The sequence below is a fragment of the Flavobacterium salmonis genome (genome assembly GCF_903819435.1).
Lineage (GTDB): Bacteria > Bacteroidota > Bacteroidia > Flavobacteriales > Flavobacteriaceae > Flavobacterium > Flavobacterium chungangense.
The window spans coordinates 90,715-107,546 of the sequence record NZ_CAIJDP010000066.1; the positions used below are offsets into that span (position 1 = coordinate 90,715).

General features: G+C 32.9%; 18 protein-coding genes. 9 read left to right on the plus strand and 9 right to left on the minus strand.

The features are described 5' to 3' along the window. Positions 1-304: 304 nt before the first annotated feature. From FLACHUCJ7_RS09715 to FLACHUCJ7_RS09735, 5 genes are all read right to left on the minus strand, one after another. The gene (locus FLACHUCJ7_RS09715; RefSeq protein ID WP_078227943.1) at positions 305-2,203 is read right to left on the minus strand and encodes an amidophosphoribosyltransferase; all 1,899 of its coding nucleotides are present in this window, start codon (positions 2,201-2,203) and stop codon (positions 305-307) included. Positions 2,204-2,281: 78 nt separating this feature from the next. Then, positions 2,282-3,205 (minus strand): PfkB family carbohydrate kinase, encoded by a 924-nt coding sequence (locus FLACHUCJ7_RS09720; RefSeq protein ID WP_180908757.1) that lies wholly within the window; start codon positions 3,203-3,205, stop codon positions 2,282-2,284. A 283-nt stretch (positions 3,206-3,488) separates the two neighbouring features. Then, the gene (locus FLACHUCJ7_RS09725) at positions 3,489-4,406 is read right to left on the minus strand and encodes an alpha/beta hydrolase family protein (RefSeq protein ID WP_180908758.1); all 918 of its coding nucleotides are present in this window, start codon (positions 4,404-4,406) and stop codon (positions 3,489-3,491) included. Between the two features lie 14 nt (positions 4,407-4,420). Continuing rightward, complete coding sequence (locus FLACHUCJ7_RS09730) at positions 4,421-4,816, minus strand: hypothetical protein (protein WP_180908759.1); 396 nt, start codon at positions 4,814-4,816, stop codon at positions 4,421-4,423. Beyond that, the gene (locus FLACHUCJ7_RS09735; protein ID WP_180908760.1) at positions 4,803-5,387 is read right to left on the minus strand and encodes an RNA polymerase sigma factor; all 585 of its coding nucleotides are present in this window, start codon (positions 5,385-5,387) and stop codon (positions 4,803-4,805) included. The genes FLACHUCJ7_RS09730 and FLACHUCJ7_RS09735 overlap by 14 nt, the downstream gene beginning before the upstream one ends. 335 nt (positions 5,388-5,722) lie before the next feature. On the opposite strand from FLACHUCJ7_RS09735, the gene FLACHUCJ7_RS09740 reads away from it, so the two are divergent. Next, positions 5,723-6,073, plus strand: coding sequence for a DUF6249 domain-containing protein (locus FLACHUCJ7_RS09740; RefSeq protein WP_031454026.1), 351 nt, complete (start codon positions 5,723-5,725; stop codon positions 6,071-6,073). Positions 6,074-6,122: 49 nt separating this feature from the next. Here the strand turns inward: FLACHUCJ7_RS09740 and rnhA are convergent, their stop codons facing one another. Together rnhA and purN are read right to left on the minus strand one after the other, a co-directional pair. Further along, positions 6,123-6,599, minus strand: coding sequence for a ribonuclease HI (gene rnhA, locus FLACHUCJ7_RS09745; protein ID WP_031454027.1), 477 nt, complete (start codon positions 6,597-6,599; stop codon positions 6,123-6,125). Positions 6,600-6,678: 79 nt separating this feature from the next. Then, entirely contained in the window at positions 6,679-7,242 is a 564-nt protein-coding gene (gene purN / locus FLACHUCJ7_RS09750) for a phosphoribosylglycinamide formyltransferase (protein ID WP_078226901.1), read from the minus strand. 175 nt (positions 7,243-7,417) lie between these two features. Between purN and FLACHUCJ7_RS09755 the strand changes: the two genes are divergently transcribed. The 5 genes from FLACHUCJ7_RS09755 (at position 7,418) to pyk (ending at position 11,888) form a co-directional block, all read left to right on the plus strand. Further along, positions 7,418-7,654 carry an acyl carrier protein gene (locus tag FLACHUCJ7_RS09755; protein WP_007137004.1) on the plus strand — a complete coding sequence of 79 codons (237 nt, stop codon included), beginning with the start codon at positions 7,418-7,420 and terminating at the stop codon, positions 7,652-7,654. Positions 7,655-7,832: 178 nt separating this feature from the next. After that, complete coding sequence (gene fabF / locus FLACHUCJ7_RS09760; protein WP_180908761.1) at positions 7,833-9,086, plus strand: beta-ketoacyl-ACP synthase II; 1,254 nt, start codon at positions 7,833-7,835, stop codon at positions 9,084-9,086. An 8-nt stretch (positions 9,087-9,094) separates the two neighbouring features. Beyond that, positions 9,095-9,835, plus strand: coding sequence for a ribonuclease III (gene rnc / locus FLACHUCJ7_RS09765; RefSeq protein ID WP_078226903.1), 741 nt, complete (start codon positions 9,095-9,097; stop codon positions 9,833-9,835). A gap of 125 nt (positions 9,836-9,960) precedes the next feature. Next, positions 9,961-10,449 (plus strand): IPExxxVDY family protein, encoded by a 489-nt coding sequence (locus FLACHUCJ7_RS09770; protein WP_031454031.1) that lies wholly within the window; start codon positions 9,961-9,963, stop codon positions 10,447-10,449. A 5-nt stretch (positions 10,450-10,454) separates the two neighbouring features. After that, a complete protein-coding gene (gene pyk / locus FLACHUCJ7_RS09775; RefSeq protein ID WP_031454032.1) occupies positions 10,455-11,888 on the plus strand; it encodes a pyruvate kinase in 1,434 nt (477 codons plus the stop codon). Positions 11,889-12,047: 159 nt separating this feature from the next. Here pyk and FLACHUCJ7_RS09780 read toward each other — a convergent pair whose 3' ends face one another. Together FLACHUCJ7_RS09780 and FLACHUCJ7_RS09785 are read right to left on the minus strand one after the other, a co-directional pair. After that, positions 12,048-12,908, minus strand: coding sequence for a CPBP family intramembrane glutamic endopeptidase (locus FLACHUCJ7_RS09780; protein WP_180908762.1), 861 nt, complete (start codon positions 12,906-12,908; stop codon positions 12,048-12,050). A gap of 78 nt (positions 12,909-12,986) precedes the next feature. Then, positions 12,987-13,784 carry an AraC family transcriptional regulator gene (locus FLACHUCJ7_RS09785; protein WP_078226905.1) on the minus strand — a complete coding sequence of 266 codons (798 nt, stop codon included), beginning with the start codon at positions 13,782-13,784 and terminating at the stop codon, positions 12,987-12,989. A gap of 243 nt (positions 13,785-14,027) precedes the next feature. On the opposite strand from FLACHUCJ7_RS09785, the gene FLACHUCJ7_RS09790 reads away from it, so the two are divergent. The 3 genes from FLACHUCJ7_RS09790 to FLACHUCJ7_RS09800 all read left to right on the plus strand — a co-directional run bounded on the left by FLACHUCJ7_RS09790 (position 14,028) and on the right by FLACHUCJ7_RS09800 (position 16,680). Further along, a complete protein-coding gene (locus FLACHUCJ7_RS09790; protein ID WP_078226906.1) occupies positions 14,028-15,224 on the plus strand; it encodes a C1 family peptidase in 1,197 nt (398 codons plus the stop codon). 156 nt (positions 15,225-15,380) lie between these two features. After that, positions 15,381-16,106: a metallophosphoesterase family protein gene (locus FLACHUCJ7_RS09795; protein WP_031454036.1), complete on the plus strand. Its 726-nt coding sequence runs from the start codon at positions 15,381-15,383 to the stop codon at positions 16,104-16,106. Between the two features lie 43 nt (positions 16,107-16,149). Then, positions 16,150-16,680, plus strand: coding sequence for a DUF6646 family protein (locus FLACHUCJ7_RS09800; RefSeq protein ID WP_180908763.1), 531 nt, complete (start codon positions 16,150-16,152; stop codon positions 16,678-16,680). Positions 16,681-16,832: the final 152 nt, after the last annotated feature.

Here is a 16,832-nt window from a genome sequence, read left to right on the forward strand (position 1 = left end):
CCAAATTTACCATATACTTAACCTACTTAATTTTATGGTGGATCAAATGTATGGCACTATATTATTTATTTCAAATATTTCTGATTAAATGTAATAATATCCGATTAACTGATTGGTTTCTAAAAATTTAAATTTATCCCAATAAAAAAGGTGAGATTGCTCCCACCTTTTTTGCCCCAAATCTACCATAAACTTAACCTACTAATGTTATGGTTCTTCAAAGATATATTAGCATTGTAGTTTTCCCAAAAATATAGGATGAAATACATAAAAATCCGATGAAATGCATTTTTTAACTTTTTATTTAGTATGCTCTTGCGTTTTTTCCTTCATAAAAGTTAATAAATGCTCTATTTACAACACGATTTCCGCCTGGAGTTGGATACTCTCCGGTGAAATACCAATCGCCGAGATTTTTCGGACAGGCAATGTGTAAGTCTTCTACTTTTTGGAAGATAATTTTTACTTCGGCATTGATTTCAGGAGAGCTTAACATCTCGGCAATTCTGTCTGAAACTTCTTCAGGTGTAAATTGATCATAAATCGCTGTTACATAATTTACAACATCTGTATCTACATAATTTTCCTGTGCTTTACATTTTGCATATACTTCATCAACGATATGATATAAATTTCTTTCTTTCAATAAATCCAAAGCCGCTCTAAAAGCAACAAGGCCTTCCAGTTTTGCCATATCAATTCCGTAGCAATCCGGATAACGAATTTGCGGGGCAGAAGAAACAATTACAATACGTTTTGGTTTTAAACGATCCATCATTTTAATGATGCTCATTTTTAATGTTGTACCACGAACAATACTATCGTCAATAATGACCAAATTATCTTCTGGCTTAATCACTCCGTATGTAACATCATATACGTGAGCTACTAAATCGTCACGGCTGCTGTCTTCTGTAATAAAGGTTCTAAGTTTAGCATCTTTAATGGCCACTTTCTCTGTGCGTATTTTTACAGCTAAAAGTTCCTGAAGTGTCTCAGCGGTTAATGTATTTCTGTTTTCTAAGATATAATTGTTCTTTCTTTGGTTTAAGAAATCCTGGGCTGCTTCAACCAATCCATAAAAAGAGGTTTCAGCTGTATTTGGAATATAAGAGAAAACGGTGTTATCTGTGTCGCTGTCAATTGCTTTAAGAACTGCAGGCAAAATTAATTTTCCTAAATTTTTACGTTCCTGATAAATTTCAGCATCACTTCCTCTTGAAAAGTAGATTCTTTCAAAAGAACAAGCCTTTTTAACGGTTGGTTCCAGAATTTGATTCATGGTAACTTTTCCGCTTTTCTTTATAATTAAGGCATTTCCAGGTTCAATTTCCTTAACGCTTTCAAACGGAACATTAAATACAGTTTGAATAACAGGTCTTTCTGAAGCTACAACAACAACTTCGTCATCCTGATAGAAATAGGCCGGACGAATACCCGCCGGATCTCTAAAAACAAATGCGTCTCCGTGCCCTAATAAACCAGCCATTGCGTAACCACCATCTAAATTTTTAGCTGAGCGTGTTAGTATTTTTGCAAGATCCAGGCGTTCTGCAATTACCGGAGAGGCTTCTCTTTTTGAATATCCTTCTGCTTTACAGTCCTGATACAATTGCATTACTTCTTTATCTAAAAAGTGACCAATTTTTTCCATGACAGTAACGGTATCAGCCATTTCTTTTGGATGTTGTCCAAGTTCAACCAGATTTTGAAAGAGTTCTTTAACATTTGTCATATTAAAGTTTCCTGCCAAAATCAGATTACGGTGCATCCAGTTGCTCTGACGTAAAAAGGGGTGTACGCTTTCGATGCTGTTTTTGCCGAAAGTTCCGTAACGAACGTGTCCTAAAAACAATTCTCCTATATAAGGTATGTTTGCTTTTAGCTCTTTTATATTGTCATTCAGTTCAGGATTTGCTTTTAGTTCCTCACTGATACGTTCATTGATTTGTTTGAAAACATCCTGGATTGGCTGTGAATGGTTTGAACGAACCCTGCTGATATAACGTTCACCAGGTTCTACATCTAATTTGATACTTGCAAAACCAGCACCATCCTGACCACGGTTGTGCTGTTTTTCCATCATCAGGTACATTTTCTGAATTCCGTAAAAAGCAGTTCCGTATTTTTCTTTGTAATATTCAAGCGGTTTAAGAAGTCTGACTAAGGCTATACCACATTCGTGTTTTAAAGCGTCGCTCATTGTTTTTGTATTTGTGTTGTTGTAAGTTGTCTGTATTGTCGTAATAAAAAAGCCCCGTTTTATCGAGGCTCTTCGGCATTATATTTCTATGTCAAACTGAGTTAACGACTTAAATTGCTGTAATCGAATCGCTACTTCGGCCTTGCTTAATGTTTCCATCCTCTCGGTTCCGAATTTCTCGACACAAAATGAAGCTAAATTTGAACCGTAAATAATTGCGTTTTTCATGTTGCCAAACGAAATATTTTCACTTTGCGCAATAAATCCTGAAAATCCGCCAGCGAAAGTATCTCCCGCTCCGGTTGGATCAAAAACTTCTTCCAGCGGTAAAGCTGGCGCAAAGAACACTTCTCTGTTGTGGAATAAAAGCGCACCGTGTTCTCCTTTTTTGATCACCACATATTTTGGTCCCATTTCCTGAATTTTAGCAGCCGCTTTTACTAATGAATATTCACCTGAAAGCTGTCTTGCTTCTTCGTCATTGATTGTAATAACGTCAACACGTTTGATAACCTCCAGTAATTCCGGAAGAGCGCAGTCCATCCAAAAGTTCATGGTGTCTAAAACCACTAATTTTGGTTTTTTCTCCATTTGATCCAAAACACTGCTTTGTACTAACGGGTGTAAGTTTCCTAACATCACAACATCAGCATCTTTAAAATTTTGAGGAACTTTTGGCTGAAAATCAGCTAAAACATTTAACTCTGTTACCAAAGTGTCTCTTGAATTAAGATCGTTGTGATATAAACCGCTCCAGAAAAAGGTTTTTCCGCCTTTTACAATTTCGATACCCGAGATATCGATATTTTTTGAAGTCAGTAAATCTAAATGTTTCTGAGGAAAATCGTCACCAACTACAGAAACTATGGCTGATTGCAGGTTGAAAAATGAGGCTGATAAACCAATGTATGTTGCAGCACCACCTAATATTTTATCTGTTTTTCCGAAAGGAGTTTCAATCGCGTCGAAAGCAACTGTTCCAACAATCAATAATTTATTCATTTTATGAATTTCGAATTAAGGTGCAAAGATACTTCATAAGTTACAATATTGCAACGGTTTGCAATCTCAAAATTTTCATAAAAAAACGACAACGATTTCTAGGTAAAACTCTTGTAAATGAATTGTTTAAAATTGTTTTTTCAGAAAGCTTAAAATATGTTTTCCTGATTTAAAATGCAACTTATATTTTGGAAAAAACTAATTTGCTTTTGTCTTAGTTTTTTAAAGGATGAAGTTTTTCTTTTTTCGCTTAAAACGTTAAGAATAGTATTAGGATATTTTTTTACTTATGATTCTTTAACTTGTTTATATTTTTTATCCAATTGATTGCATCCTTCATAGGTTCTTCATAGTTTGAAAATGCTGTGTTGTGACCCAAGTTTGGAAACAATTTATATTCATAACGTTTTCCTTTAGATTTTAATGTATCAAGGTATTCGATTGATAGCTTTACTGGAACTTGAATGTCTTTACCTCCAAAAATCCAGAGTCCTGGAATTGATAATTTTGAAAGAATGTCATTGGGATTTGTATCAATAAATTCATATTTGTCTGGATCATTGAATACATGTTTTCTCGCTTCTTCTTCTAAGTGTGTATCCCAAAAATTTTTATCTCCATTTGTATAAAATTGGAATCTCAATTGTTCTTTGACTGTTATAAGCGCACCGCTAAATATTGTCATAAATTGGACATTCTTGTTTTTTTCTGCGGCCAATGGCATTATCCATCCAGCTTGACTACCCCCTATTAAACCAATTGGTATTTGATTATTTAATAAAGATTTAGATAAAGTATTTACGGCAGCGCTAGCATCTAAAGATAAAAGATTTAGGTTTGAGAAATCTACATTGTTAGTTCCTACTTCAGGACCAGCATATATACCTTCTGATTCTCCGACTCCACGTTTATCATACGTTAAAACAGCAATTCCATTATCGGCCAGAATTGTTGCAAAGTTTATCATTCTTTTTTCTTGTCCGGATCCATGAACAAGCACAACAGCAGCCTGTATTTTGTTAGGTGTAAAAATAGTTGCTGAAAGTGAAACTCCTTCACTAACAAATTTTATTTCTTTAGTCGTAAAGTTTGATGAAATTGCAGTTGCATAACCAGGGGCAGAAAACAATAACAGTAAGAAGAAATACGTGCAGATTCTTTTTGCTCTTACAATGCTTTTAAAATGGTAGTTTGTTTTCATTTTTTAAAATCCTATTACACCTGATACTTCTTATCAAAATAATTCTTTAAAACCCCAACCTGAACCAAAATCATAAAAGGAACAATTAAGATTGCATACAATGTAGTTTTAGAAATATGAATCCCGGAAACAATTGCCGAAATTTTATCGGTATACGATTTTCCAATTTCTATATTATTTTCTGCTCCGGCAAAAAAGACATTATAAAGGACCAAAACAGCCAAAGCAATTCCGATAAAAATCCATGTTGAAATGGAAATCAAAGGTTTATAAGGCTTAATTTTTGCTTTTTCAGCCACAAGAATATGTGACATTAAATTGGATGTAAAGTCGGCAGATGGCGATTCTAAAGTGTTTTCGGCCATCATTTTCTCAATTAGATTTTCTATTTCTTTATCATTTTCTTTCATAACATTCTATTATTTCTGGTTCTAATTGCTTTTTCAAAATTACAGCTAACTTTTGTCGGCTTCTAAATAATTTTACCTTGACATTATTAGCATTAATATTCATGATTTTACCTATTTCTTCTAAACTCTGATCTTCAAAATAAAATAAAGTTAGCAGAAAATTCTCATCACTTGTTAATAAATTTAGACAATTCTGAATCGTCTGCTTTCGCTCTTTCTCTTGCAAAGCACTTAAAGCATTGTCCATCGTTTTAATTAAGTGTGCCGAAAATTCATCTATCGAAATATTGTTTTCTTCCTTTTTGCTTTTCTTCAGACGATCTAAACAGGTGTTATATGCTATTTTGTAAATCCAGGTCGAAAATTTAGAATCGCCTTTAAATTTACTCAGTGAATTATATATTTTGATAAAAGTGTCCTGAGAAACTTCTTCGGCTTCTTCTCTGTTTTTAACCATTTTGAGGGCCAATGTAAAAATCATATCCTTATAACGGTCAACCAGCACGGCAAAAGAACTTGTTTCGCCCTGAAGGATTTTATCGATATAATGTTGATCAGGTATTGTACTCATATTATATAGGACGACAATTTGTTCTTTTAGGTTACAAGAATTTTAAAAATAAATTCCAGTTTTTTAAATTTCCAAAATTTCAACTTCGATATTTTACATATATAATTAAGGATTGAACTTTGACAAAAACTTACATTCATAAAATGGTTCATGCGTTTTGTCATTTCGACTCGTATTTTGAAATTAAATCCTTGTTAATGATGTTTAAAATTAGCTGAAAATCATCAGGTTTTGGAGTTTTTAATTTAAAAATTGAAATTTTTCACCAAAACATGTAACCTCAATTTAAAAGATATCGTCATATGAAGTATCAATCAATTAAAACAATATAAATTATGGGACCGGAAATATTAGTACCATTTAGTTTTTGTGCAACAATCTTTGGGATTGTCTATCTTATTTACTCAACAAGAAACAGAGAACGTCTGGCTCTTATCGAAAAAGGTGTTGATGCCAGTATATTTTTAAAAGGAAGAGGGAAAGGCGGTTCTGCCTGGAAAATTTTTGTTGTAAATCTTGCTTTCTTGTTAATAGGCAGTGGTGTTGGAATTTTTATTGCTTTATTAATTACAACCTACACTTCATTAAATGATGGAGCAGTTTACCCTTCAATTATTTTTGTAATGGCTGGTATTGGACTTTTGGTTGGCTTTAAAACAGCAAAAGATATTGATAAAGAAGGATAAAAAAATTAAGTAAGTAACGAAAAAACGCATCAATTTTTGATGCGTTTTTTTATTCTTTAGATCCAATGGTTTCGTAATATGTGTCTACAGAAAGTTTAGGCTGCATCGATGCCATTACAGCCAATTGATCGCAGCGTTCGTTTTGAGGATGATTATTATGGCCTTTAATCCATTTAAAATCAACCTGATGTTTGCGATAAACAACTAAAAACCGTTTCCATAAATCTGGATTCTTTCTGCCTGCAAATTTCTTTTTTTCCCAGCCTAAAATCCATTTCTTCTCAACGGAATCGACAACATATTTTGAGTCTGAAATCACAAGTACTTTCATATTTGGCTTTTTCAGTTTTTCTAAACCAACAATTACAGCCAAAAGTTCCATTCGGTTATTTGTTGTTAAACGAAAACCTTCATAAAACTCTTTTTTATGGGGTGTTCCAACTAATTCCATAACGACTCCATAGCCGCCATTACCGGGATTTCCTTTTGCAGCACCGTCTGTATATATGTGTACTTCGTGAGTCATTGTTTTGTATTTCAGATTTCAGATTGATTAAGCTAATCTAAAATTGATTTTTTGTGTTGTAATTATTTTGGATTGGTATTTATTCGCTTAATAATCTTTGAATAATCTCAGGGAAATGTTTTTGTTCTAATTCATGGATTTTCTCTGCGACTGTTTCAGGAGTATCCTGGTCGGTCAGGGCAACATTTGCCTGAAAAATAATGGCACCTTCGTCATAATGTTCGTTTACATAATGAATAGAAATCCCTGTTTCTTTTTCCTTATTATTGACTATAGCCCTGTGTATGTGTATTCCGTACATGCCTTTTCCTCCATAATTAGGTAAAAGTGCAGGGTGAATATTGATAATTTTATTTGGATACAGTTCAATTATGTTTTCAGGGAATTTCAATAAAAATCCAGCCAGAACGATCAGATCCGGGTCGATTTCTTGTATTTTTTGTAATACATTTCGTTCTAAAAGTTCGTTTTTTGAGAAGATTTCGACAGGAATTTGATGATTTTTTGCTCTTTGAATAACTTTTGCATTTGGGTTATTTGTAAAGACCGAAACAACATTTGCAATTTTAGTTTCTTTAAAGTGTTTGATAATATTTTCTGCATTACTGCCTGAACCTGAGGCAAAAACAACAATTTTTTTCATAATCAAATTTATTTTGAGAATGCAAAAAACGGAATAAAAAATCAAAATAAATAGTATTAAAAGACCTTTCTTGAAATTAATTTTATAAATTAGTAACACATTTATTAACTAAATAGTTGTTTTAAAATAAAGTTTTTTATTTTTGCCAACAAATTAAATTCTAAAATTAAAGATTATGTCAGACATTGCATCAAGAGTAAAAGCGATTATCGTAGACAAATTAGGTGTTGACGAAAACGAAGTTGTAACAGAAGCAAGCTTCACTAATGATTTAGGAGCTGACTCATTAGACACTGTTGAGCTTATTATGGAATTCGAAAAAGAATTTGATATTCAAATTCCGGACGATCAAGCAGAAAACATTGCTACTGTTGGTCAAGCTATTTCTTATATCGAGGAAGCTAAAAAATAATAAATATACACCCGGTTTATATGGTATAAACCGGGTGTTATTATTTTTTTTAAAATTTAAATTTAGATTGGTACACAATCAAAAGATATATTTATATTGTAATGCCCATGGCTCTTAAGTAAATACTATAGTTAAGAAAGCATGGGTTTTATTTGTTAAAGACACAAAATACATTTTTATGGCATTAAAGCGAGTTGTTGTTACAGGACTAGGTGCTCTTACTCCTATTGGAAATAATATCCAGGAATATTGGGATGCACTTATTAATGGAGTTAGCGGTGCTGCCCCTATTACGTATTATGATACAGAGAAACATAAAACTAAGTTTGCCTGCGAAGTAAAAAACTTCAATATTGAAGATTATATGGACCGCAAGGAATCGCGCAGATTAGATAAATTTGCTCAATATGCAGTTGCGGCCAGTGATGAAGCTATTAAAGATGCTGGATTAACAGACGAAAATATCGACAAACAAAGAGTTGGAGTTATTTGGGGAGCCGGAATTGGAGGTTTGGAAACTTTTCAGGATGAAGTAATGTATTATGCAAAAGGAGATGGAACTCCAAAATTCAATCCTTTCTTTATTCCTAAAATGATTGCCGATATTGCGCCAGCGCATATTTCTATGCGTAATGGCTATATGGGACCTAATTATACAACTGTTTCAGCTTGTGCTTCTTCTGCAAATGCTTTAATTGACGCTTTCAACTATATTCGTTTAGGAATGTGTGATGTTATTGTGTCAGGAGGTTCAGAAGCAGCAGTTACTATTGCAGGTATGGGAGGTTTTAGTTCCATGCACGCTTTATCTACAAGAAACGAAAGCCCGGAAACGGCTTCCAGACCTTTTGATGCTACCAGAGATGGTTTTGTTTTAGGGGAAGGAGCAGGAGCATTGGTCCTTGAAGAATACGAACATGCTAAAGCCAGAGGCGCAAAAATTTATTGTGAAGTTGGAGGAGGTGGAATGTCATCTGATGCTTACCACTTAACTGCACCACATCCTGAAGGAATTGGAGTTATTGCAGTAATGAAAAATACTTTAAGAGATGCAGGAATGAACCCGGAAGATGTTGATCATATCAACACACACGGAACTTCTACTCCTCTTGGAGACGTAGCTGAGTTAAAAGCGATCAGTGCTGTGTTTGGAAGCCATGCAAAAAACATCAACATAAATTCAACAAAATCAATGACTGGACACTTACTTGGTGCAGCTGGTGCTATTGAGGCAATTGCGTCTATTTTAGCGATGCAGCACAGTATTGTTCCTCCAACAATTAATCATACTGTTGTTGATGAAAATATTGATCCGTCATTAAACCTAACTTTGAACAAACCTCAAAAAAGAGAAGTAAATGTTGCTATGAGTAACACTTTCGGTTTTGGAGGACACAACGCTTGTGTATTGTTTAAAAAATTAGTTGATTAGTCTTGTCTATGAATATTATCAAAAAAATATTTTCAAAATCCCGTTCTCAAGAAGACGGGATTTTTTTTGACACTATTCAGAAAATTCTTGGTTTTCAGCCAATTACTATAGGGTTTTACAAGAAAGCATTTACACACCGCTCCTCTAATAAATTGGATGAATCCGGAAATCCCATTAATTATGAGAGACTTGAATTTTTGGGTGATGCTATGTTAAGTTCTGTTATTGCTGCACATTTATTTAATAAGGCACCCAACGGTGATGAGGGTTATTTGACTAAAATGCGCTCTAAGATTGTAAGCAGGGAACACTTGAACGAACTAGGTAAAGATTTAAATTTAGTAAGGTTTGTTGAGAGTAAAGTGCCTATTCAGCATTTTGGTGAAAATATTCACGGAAATATTTTTGAAGCACTTATAGGTGCTATTTATTTAGATCGGGGCTATTCTTTTTGTGAAAAATTTATTCAAAAAAGAGTCATTATACCCTATGTTGATATAGCACGACTTGAAGGAAAAGTAATTAGTTATAAAAGTCTGGTTATCGAATGGTGTCAAAAAGAGAAGAGAATCTTTCATTATGATATTTTTGAAGATAACGGAATTGATGGGCAGCGTTTGTTTGGCGTTAAATTAAGTATAGACGATAAAATAATTGCAAGGGCAAGAGCAACTTCAAAAAAGAAAGCAGAAGAGAAAGCTTCGCAACGTGCATATTTTGCATTTCAGGAAAAAATGGATAAGAAATAACACGAAAAGTAGTGTAATATTCCTAATGCTATAACGTTTTCGTTTATAAATTAACAAAAACATGCTGTTCTTAACTATTGATGCTACGATAGAAATAGTATATTTACAGCTTGATATTTTATGAAATGGCTATTCATAGATTAGATTTAGACGAATTTGACGAAATTGATTATTATTTAATGGCGATCCATACTTCTTTAGAAGATTATAGATTAGCGTATTTTATCAATAAAAAACTTCCGATAAACTTAAGTAAGAGTAAAAACGAGATCCATGCTCAAACTAAGGAAGGAGAAACAAATTTTTCCAGATTCTATTATTATGACACCGACAAAGCCCTTTCATGGAATTTGATTCAGAATAAAAATGAAATCATTTCAGTGAGTACGAATGATTTTCAGAATTTGTTTTCCAATGAAAATAGTGAGGTTTCAACAACAATTCATTTACTTCCTGAATTCAAAAAAGTAGATTTTTTCCTGAAAATAGATAATAGCGGTGAGGCTATAAACTTTTCAGAAATACAGCAAAAGCTAAATACAATTGAGAGTATCGCAGCTATTTATGCTGTAGATATCAATAAAATAAAATCAAAAAACAATTTAATTTTTTAAAAAAAATGCTTACAAACAAAAAAACCAAAATTGTAGCCACACTTGGACCTGCATGTGGAACGAAAGAGATCATTAAAGATATGATCGACGCTGGTGTAAATGTATTTAGAGTTAATTTTTCGCATGCTGATTATGAAGGTGTAAAAGAGAAAATTAATATTATTAGAGGCTTAAATGAAGAGTTTGGTTATACTACTGCAATATTAGGAGATTTGCAGGGACCTAAACTTAGAGTAGGAGTAATGGAAGAAGGAACTACAGTTAATGATGGTGATTTAATCACTTTTACAACTGCAGAAGATATTGTAGGAAATGCTCAAAGAGTATTTATGAAGTATCAAAACTTTCCAAATGATGTGAATGAAGGAGAGCGTATTTTACTTGATGATGGGAAACTTATTTTTGAGATCGTTTCAACGGATAAAAAGACAGAAGTTGTTGCTAAAGTTATTCAGGGGGGAGAATTAAAATCTAAAAAAGGAGTTAATCTTCCAAATACAAAGATTTCTTTACCGGCATTAACAGAAAAAGATATTGCGGATGCTATTTTTGCTATTGAGCAAAAAGTAGACTGGATTGCGCTTTCGTTTGTAAAAACGCCTCGTGATTTACAAGACTTACAGGAATTAATTGCTAAACATTCAGATGTTAAAATTCCGATCGTTGCTAAAATTGAAATGCCGGAAGCTTTAGAGAACATGGATAGAATTGTAGCATATTGTGATGCTTTAATGGTGGCTCGTGGAGATTTAGGAGTTGAACTTCCTGCGCATGAAGTACCATTAGTTCAAAAAGACTTAATTCGAAGAGCTAAAACTGCCAGAATTCCTGTTATCGTTGCTACTCAAATGATGGAAACAATGATTACAAGCTTAACGCCAACAAGAGCAGAGGTGAATGACGTTGCAAACTCTGTAATGGATGGAGCTGATGCGGTGATGCTGTCAGGAGAAACTGCTACAGGAAACTATCCTGTACAGGTAATTCAAAAAATGACTCAAATTTGTGAAGCTGTTGAAAACTCTCCGCTTATTCATGTTCCACAAAACACACCACAAATAAAAACAAAACGTTTTATTACTAAAACAATTTGCCAACAAGCGGCTTTAATGGCTAATACAATTCAGGCAAAAGCCATTTGTACATTGACAAATAGTGGGTATACTGCTTTTCAAATTTCGGCCTGGAGACCATCATCGGCACATATTTTAGTGTTTACTTCAAACAGAAGAATTCTAACACAATTGAATTTATTATGGGGAGTTAAATCATTTTTCTATGATAATGAAAATAGTACTGATGATACAGTAACTGATGTAAATCAAATTGCTGTAGAAAAAGGTTATGCTGTAAAAGGAGATTATTTAATTAATCTTGCTGCGATGCCAATCAAAGATAAAGGAATGGTAAATACCATGAGAGTTTCTGAAATAGAATAATTTTTTTCAAAATAGATATTTAAAATCCATCCGATTATTGGGTGGATTTTTTTGTTTTATTTGTTGGGGAAAAAGATTAGACATGATGAAATATAACCCCCAGATAATTTTTAATTATCTGGGGGTTATAGGTAATTTGTGAGACATAAATTACAAGTACTATCTTTTCCGGGATGGTTTAATAATTTTATTTTCTTTATGAATTAAAATTAAAAATACTATTGTTGCAACCACACAGAAGGCAATAGCCTGAATTGATCCTTCAGGGCCAAATTCACCGCCTGTAATATATTCAGGACCTTGTATTTTGGATTCAAGTAAGCTATTTGTTTTTTCGTTTCCTGATGTAATGGCGCCAAATATTCCCGACTGTGTAAAGTTCCAGGCAAAGTGTAAAGCAATTGGCAGCCATAAACTGCGACTGTAAATATAAGCAGCTCCAAATAAAAAACCTGCGGTGGTTATGCATATTCCCGAAAGCAAAGTTCCGTGAGGATTTGCTAGATGAAAAACACCAAACAGAACTGATGAAATGGTAAGCGAAATATGGCTTCCCAGTTTTTCTTCTAAAACTCTAAATATAATTCCGCGAACCAATATTTCTTCTATAATAGCCACTGTAAACATAATGGCAAAAGGAATCAGGATAAATGAAACCGGGTTTACAGCCGCAACACTATAACTTCCGTTTAGGTAAATTACTAAAATAGTTAACGATTGCAGGATAAAGCCAACCGAAATTCCAATGATAAGATTTTTTGCAATTCCTTTTGAAGCAAATTCTTTTACAGCTCTTTTTTCGTATTTTTTAAAGAAAAGAATATAGCTTAACACACATGATGTCGAAACAAAAAGTCCTTTTAAAAGGTTTCTATAGTCTTTGTCTAGTGGAGTCGAGTTAAGTAATTTTGAAGCAATCTGTTGTCCGATAATAACAACTGTCATAAAAACAAGCAATGCAAGAATCATCTTGGTTACAGGTGATTTAAATATTTTTTGTTTTGTAGTAAGGGTTTCCATTTCGATTTGGTTTAAGTATTAATTTGAAGCAAATGTAGATCGATGCTTAACCAAAAAATAGAATGAAATTTGCCTGCCTTATAGTTTTTGGAATTGCTTTGGTAAAAATCCGGTTAGGTTTTTGAAGGTTCTGATAAAATGGCTTTGATCAGCAAACCCACATTCTAAGCTAATTTCAGTTAAATTGCTTTGGTTTAACTGTATAAGTGAAAGCGAACGATTTATTTTGATTCGGCGCATATATTCACCCAGCGTGCACCCAAAATATTTTGGAAAATGTTTGGATATCGTAATCGGATTTAGTTGTAAAACCTGCGCCAGATCATGAAGGTTTGGATTCTCATTCCAGCAATCGTTTAATAATTCATTTAGGCTTTTTACCCAATACGGACTTTTTTCATATCTGTCCAAATGCTTATGAGTATTCGATAATTGAGAAAATAACATCGTAATGCTATCGCTGGAAAATGCATCCGCAGTGATTGTTTCCTTAAAAATTTTCAAAATTAAAAATTTCGTAAGTACAGAATTTTGAATTGCTTTTTCGAGAATGTTTTCGGTTAATTGAAGGTTTTTAAGAAAATTTTCTTCAATTTCGATATTAATATTTCTGGACGGAAAAAGAGTATTTTTATTTAGATGTAATTCATCACTGTGATAAAATAATAATGAGCCCGAACCTACTGTTTCACTAAAATTTTTTCGTTTTTCGGTTGTTCCGCCTTTCAGAAAAAGTGTAATATGTGCATTATTATGTGAATGCCAGCCTTCGTAAACTTTATTTTGATACTCAGTTTCGACCACTGAAATACCTTGTGTGGTGTTGAAAATGTTTTTCGTATTGCCTAAATATTTCTCCTTTTCGAGTTCGTACATTCGTGGACTGTTGATGGTATTTATAAACTAAAAATACTATTTATTAAGAAATTAAAATATTAAAAAAGCACTTTTTTGATCAATGATTGCTTTTTAAAGAATTTGTAAGGTTTGGCTGCTTAATAAAAATATTGTATAAATATTAACTGAAAAATAATAGTTTTTTTTACTTAATATTTAATTGATTTGTAACAAAAATAAAATAGGGGCTACTAATGAGTCAACTATTTAAATCATTTGATTATGTATAAAATTACGATGAAATCAGTTTTTGCTGCGTCTGTTTTTTTGGTAGGTGTCAGTGGCGGTTTTGCACAAGACATTTTAGTAAATTCACTAAAGCTCAATGCAAGTGATAAAAGCAAAGAAAATTTTAAGTTCACTGAAGTGATTAATTTAGGAACGACTTCGGTAAAATTACAAGGCTCTTCGGGAACTTGCTGGAGTTATTCTACAAATTCTTTTCTGGAATCTGAAATGATTCGTTTAGGAAAACAACCAGTTGAATTGTCTCAGATTTTTTCTGCAAGAAATGTATATGTTGAAAAAGGAAAAAATTATGTACGCATGCATGGAGCTGTTACTTTGGGTGACGGAGGATCTTTGCATGATGTAATTAACATGTATAAAAAATACGGAACAGTTCCAAGAGAAGTTTACACAGGGCTAAACTATGGGACTGATAAAAATAAATTTGCAGAAATGGCAGCTCTTATTGAAGGAGTCTTGACGGCTGTTGTTAAAAATCCAAATGGTCAATTGACGCCAAGCTGGGAAAAAGCGTATGCCGCTGTTATTGATTCTTACTTAGGTAAAGTTCCGGATAATTTTGCATACAAAGGAAAAAACTATACACCCCAAAGTTTTGCAAAAGAAGTGGTAGGAATTAATCCGGATGAATATGTTGAGATGTCATCATTTACTACAGCTCCTTATTATCAAAAAACACTTTTGGCTGTGCCGGACAACTGGTCTTTTGATCAGGTTTACAATGTTAAAGTAAATGATATGACTGATGTTATTGACAATGCTTTAAAGAAGGGTTATACAGTAGCCTGGGCAACTGATGTGAGTGAGAAAAGTTTTAGCTGGAAAAATGGTGTTGCTTACGTTTCTACTAAAAAATATGATGACATGACGGCTGATGAAAAAGCGGATATGTTTAACGGACCAAAAGTAGAACCAGAAATCACTCCGGAAATGCGTCAGACTGCTTTTGATAATTACCAAACTACAGATGATCATGGGATGCATATTATTGGTTTGGCAAAAGATCAAACTGGGAAAGAGTATTATATTGTAAAAAATTCATGGGGAGAAACAAATGACTATAAAGGTTTCTTGTTTGTGACTAAAAACTTTGTAAAATATAAAACTACTGCCTTAATGGTTAACAAAGGAGGAATTCCAATAGAAATTGCAAAAAAACTTGGAGTTTAATTTTTTATAAAATTCTAAATTATCCCGGGAACCTAAAACAAATTTATAAGGTTCTCGGGATTTACGTTTGTATTAGCAATATAAATTAGATTGACGAGTTAATGTTTAAAGCAGATCATTTTCTATATTTTTGTATTCCGGATTAAATAATTAAAAATGAGAACATTTGTTATTGGCGACGTTCATGGTGGTTTACTTGCCCTTGAACAAGTGATGAAAAAAGCTGAAGTTACTGAAAAAGACACCTTAATATTTCTTGGAGATTATGTTGATGGCTGGAGTCAGTCTCCACAGGTAATTGATTATTTGATTCATCTTCAAAGTAAACAAAACTGTATTTGTATTAGAGGTAATCATGATGAGTTATTATTAGAATGGCTTAAAAATGCTAAAAACAATGAACTATGGTATCAGCATGGAGGGGAAGCCACAGTTTTGGCTTATGCAAAATTAAATGAAAAACAAAAAGAGGTACATATAAAATTTTTAGAATCATTGCAGGATTATCATCTTGATGAAGAAAATCGATTGTTCGTACATGCAGGTTTTACGAATTTAAATGGTGTTGCTTATGAATATTTCCCTAAATTATTTTATTGGGACAGAACTTTATGGGAAACAGCTCTTTCGGTAGATCCAAATATGAATAAAGAAGATTTATATTATCCCAAAAGATTTACCTTATATAAGGAAATTTTTATAGGTCATACTCCGGTTAGCCGTATTGGAGAAACAGTTCCGGTTAATAAAGCATGCGTTTGGAATATAGATACAGGGGCGGCTTTCAAAGGGCCATTGACTATAATGAATGTGGATACAAAAGAATTTTGGCAAAGTGAACCTTTAAACGAATTGTATTCTAATGAAAGAGGCAGAAATTAAGTTGTAAAATTCTATTTTTGCTAATAAAAAATATTTAAGATTTATGAAAAAAGTTATCACATTATTATTTCTGATATTATTCGGAATTACACAAGCACAGGAAGCTTTTAAAGGAAAAGGAGATATAAAAGTTAATGTAGGTGCGAATATTCAGGATGGAGGTTCAGGAATTCAGGGCTCAGTTGATTTTGGTTTGGCTGAAAATTTTTCTTATGGTTTTGTTGGTTCTTATTTATTGGGAGTAAACGAATTTTCAGGATTTTATAATGGTAGTGAAACTCCATATGATAATGTAAAACCAGATTTTAAAGATCGTTTCGACGCAAAATTCAGAATAAATGCTAATATTGGAAATGTTTTTAATGTCGATGAAAAATTAGACATTTATCCAGGACTAAGTTTAGGGCTGAAAAATTTTGGAGGTCACGTAGGAGGCCGTTACCTTTTTACAGAAGGATTTGGTGTTTTTACTGAACTTGGGTTTCCAATTGCAAAATACAGTGATGATAATGATATGTTTGATCACTTAAATAATCAGTTTACTTTTAGTTTGGGAGCATCCTTTAATTTATAAGGAATAATATAAAAGCAGCTTTCTTATAAAAAGGCGACAATTTGAAATTTCAAATTGTCGCCTTTTTTAATTCCAAAAACTTAGACAGGTTAGATTTAGAATTAAATAATTAAAACCCGTTAGGTTAAATTAAAAATAGTGTCATCCTGAGC

Coding starts and splice junctions, on each gene's coding strand:
- FLACHUCJ7_RS09785 (WP_078226905.1), bottom strand. CDS start 13,784: ATGTACGAACTCGAAAAGGAGAAATATTTAGGCAATACGAAAAACATT.
- FLACHUCJ7_RS09800 (WP_180908763.1), top strand. CDS start 16,150: ATGAAAAAAGTTATCACATTATTATTTCTGATATTATTCGGAATTACA.
- FLACHUCJ7_RS09795 (WP_031454036.1), top strand. CDS start 15,381: ATGAGAACATTTGTTATTGGCGACGTTCATGGTGGTTTACTTGCCCTT.
- rnhA (WP_031454027.1), bottom strand. CDS start 6,599: ATGACTCACGAAGTACACATATATACAGACGGTGCTGCAAAAGGAAAT.
- FLACHUCJ7_RS09770 (WP_031454031.1), top strand. CDS start 9,961: ATGGCTATTCATAGATTAGATTTAGACGAATTTGACGAAATTGATTAT.
- FLACHUCJ7_RS09720 (WP_180908757.1), bottom strand. CDS start 3,205: ATGAATAAATTATTGATTGTTGGAACAGTTGCTTTCGACGCGATTGAA.
- purN (WP_078226901.1), bottom strand. CDS start 7,242: ATGAAAAAAATTGTTGTTTTTGCCTCAGGTTCAGGCAGTAATGCAGAA.
- FLACHUCJ7_RS09725 (WP_180908758.1), bottom strand. CDS start 4,406: ATGAAAACAAACTACCATTTTAAAAGCATTGTAAGAGCAAAAAGAATC.
- FLACHUCJ7_RS09790 (WP_078226906.1), top strand. CDS start 14,028: ATGTATAAAATTACGATGAAATCAGTTTTTGCTGCGTCTGTTTTTTTG.
- FLACHUCJ7_RS09755 (WP_007137004.1), top strand. CDS start 7,418: ATGTCAGACATTGCATCAAGAGTAAAAGCGATTATCGTAGACAAATTA.
- FLACHUCJ7_RS09735 (WP_180908760.1), bottom strand. CDS start 5,387: ATGAGTACAATACCTGATCAACATTATATCGATAAAATCCTTCAGGGC.
- FLACHUCJ7_RS09715 (WP_078227943.1), bottom strand. CDS start 2,203: ATGAGCGACGCTTTAAAACACGAATGTGGTATAGCCTTAGTCAGACTT.
- FLACHUCJ7_RS09780 (WP_180908762.1), bottom strand. CDS start 12,908: ATGGAAACCCTTACTACAAAACAAAAAATATTTAAATCACCTGTAACC.
- FLACHUCJ7_RS09740 (WP_031454026.1), top strand. CDS start 5,723: ATGGGACCGGAAATATTAGTACCATTTAGTTTTTGTGCAACAATCTTT.
- rnc (WP_078226903.1), top strand. CDS start 9,095: ATGAATATTATCAAAAAAATATTTTCAAAATCCCGTTCTCAAGAAGAC.
- fabF (WP_180908761.1), top strand. CDS start 7,833: ATGGCATTAAAGCGAGTTGTTGTTACAGGACTAGGTGCTCTTACTCCT.
- pyk (WP_031454032.1), top strand. CDS start 10,455: ATGCTTACAAACAAAAAAACCAAAATTGTAGCCACACTTGGACCTGCA.
- FLACHUCJ7_RS09730 (WP_180908759.1), bottom strand. CDS start 4,816: ATGAAAGAAAATGATAAAGAAATAGAAAATCTAATTGAGAAAATGATG.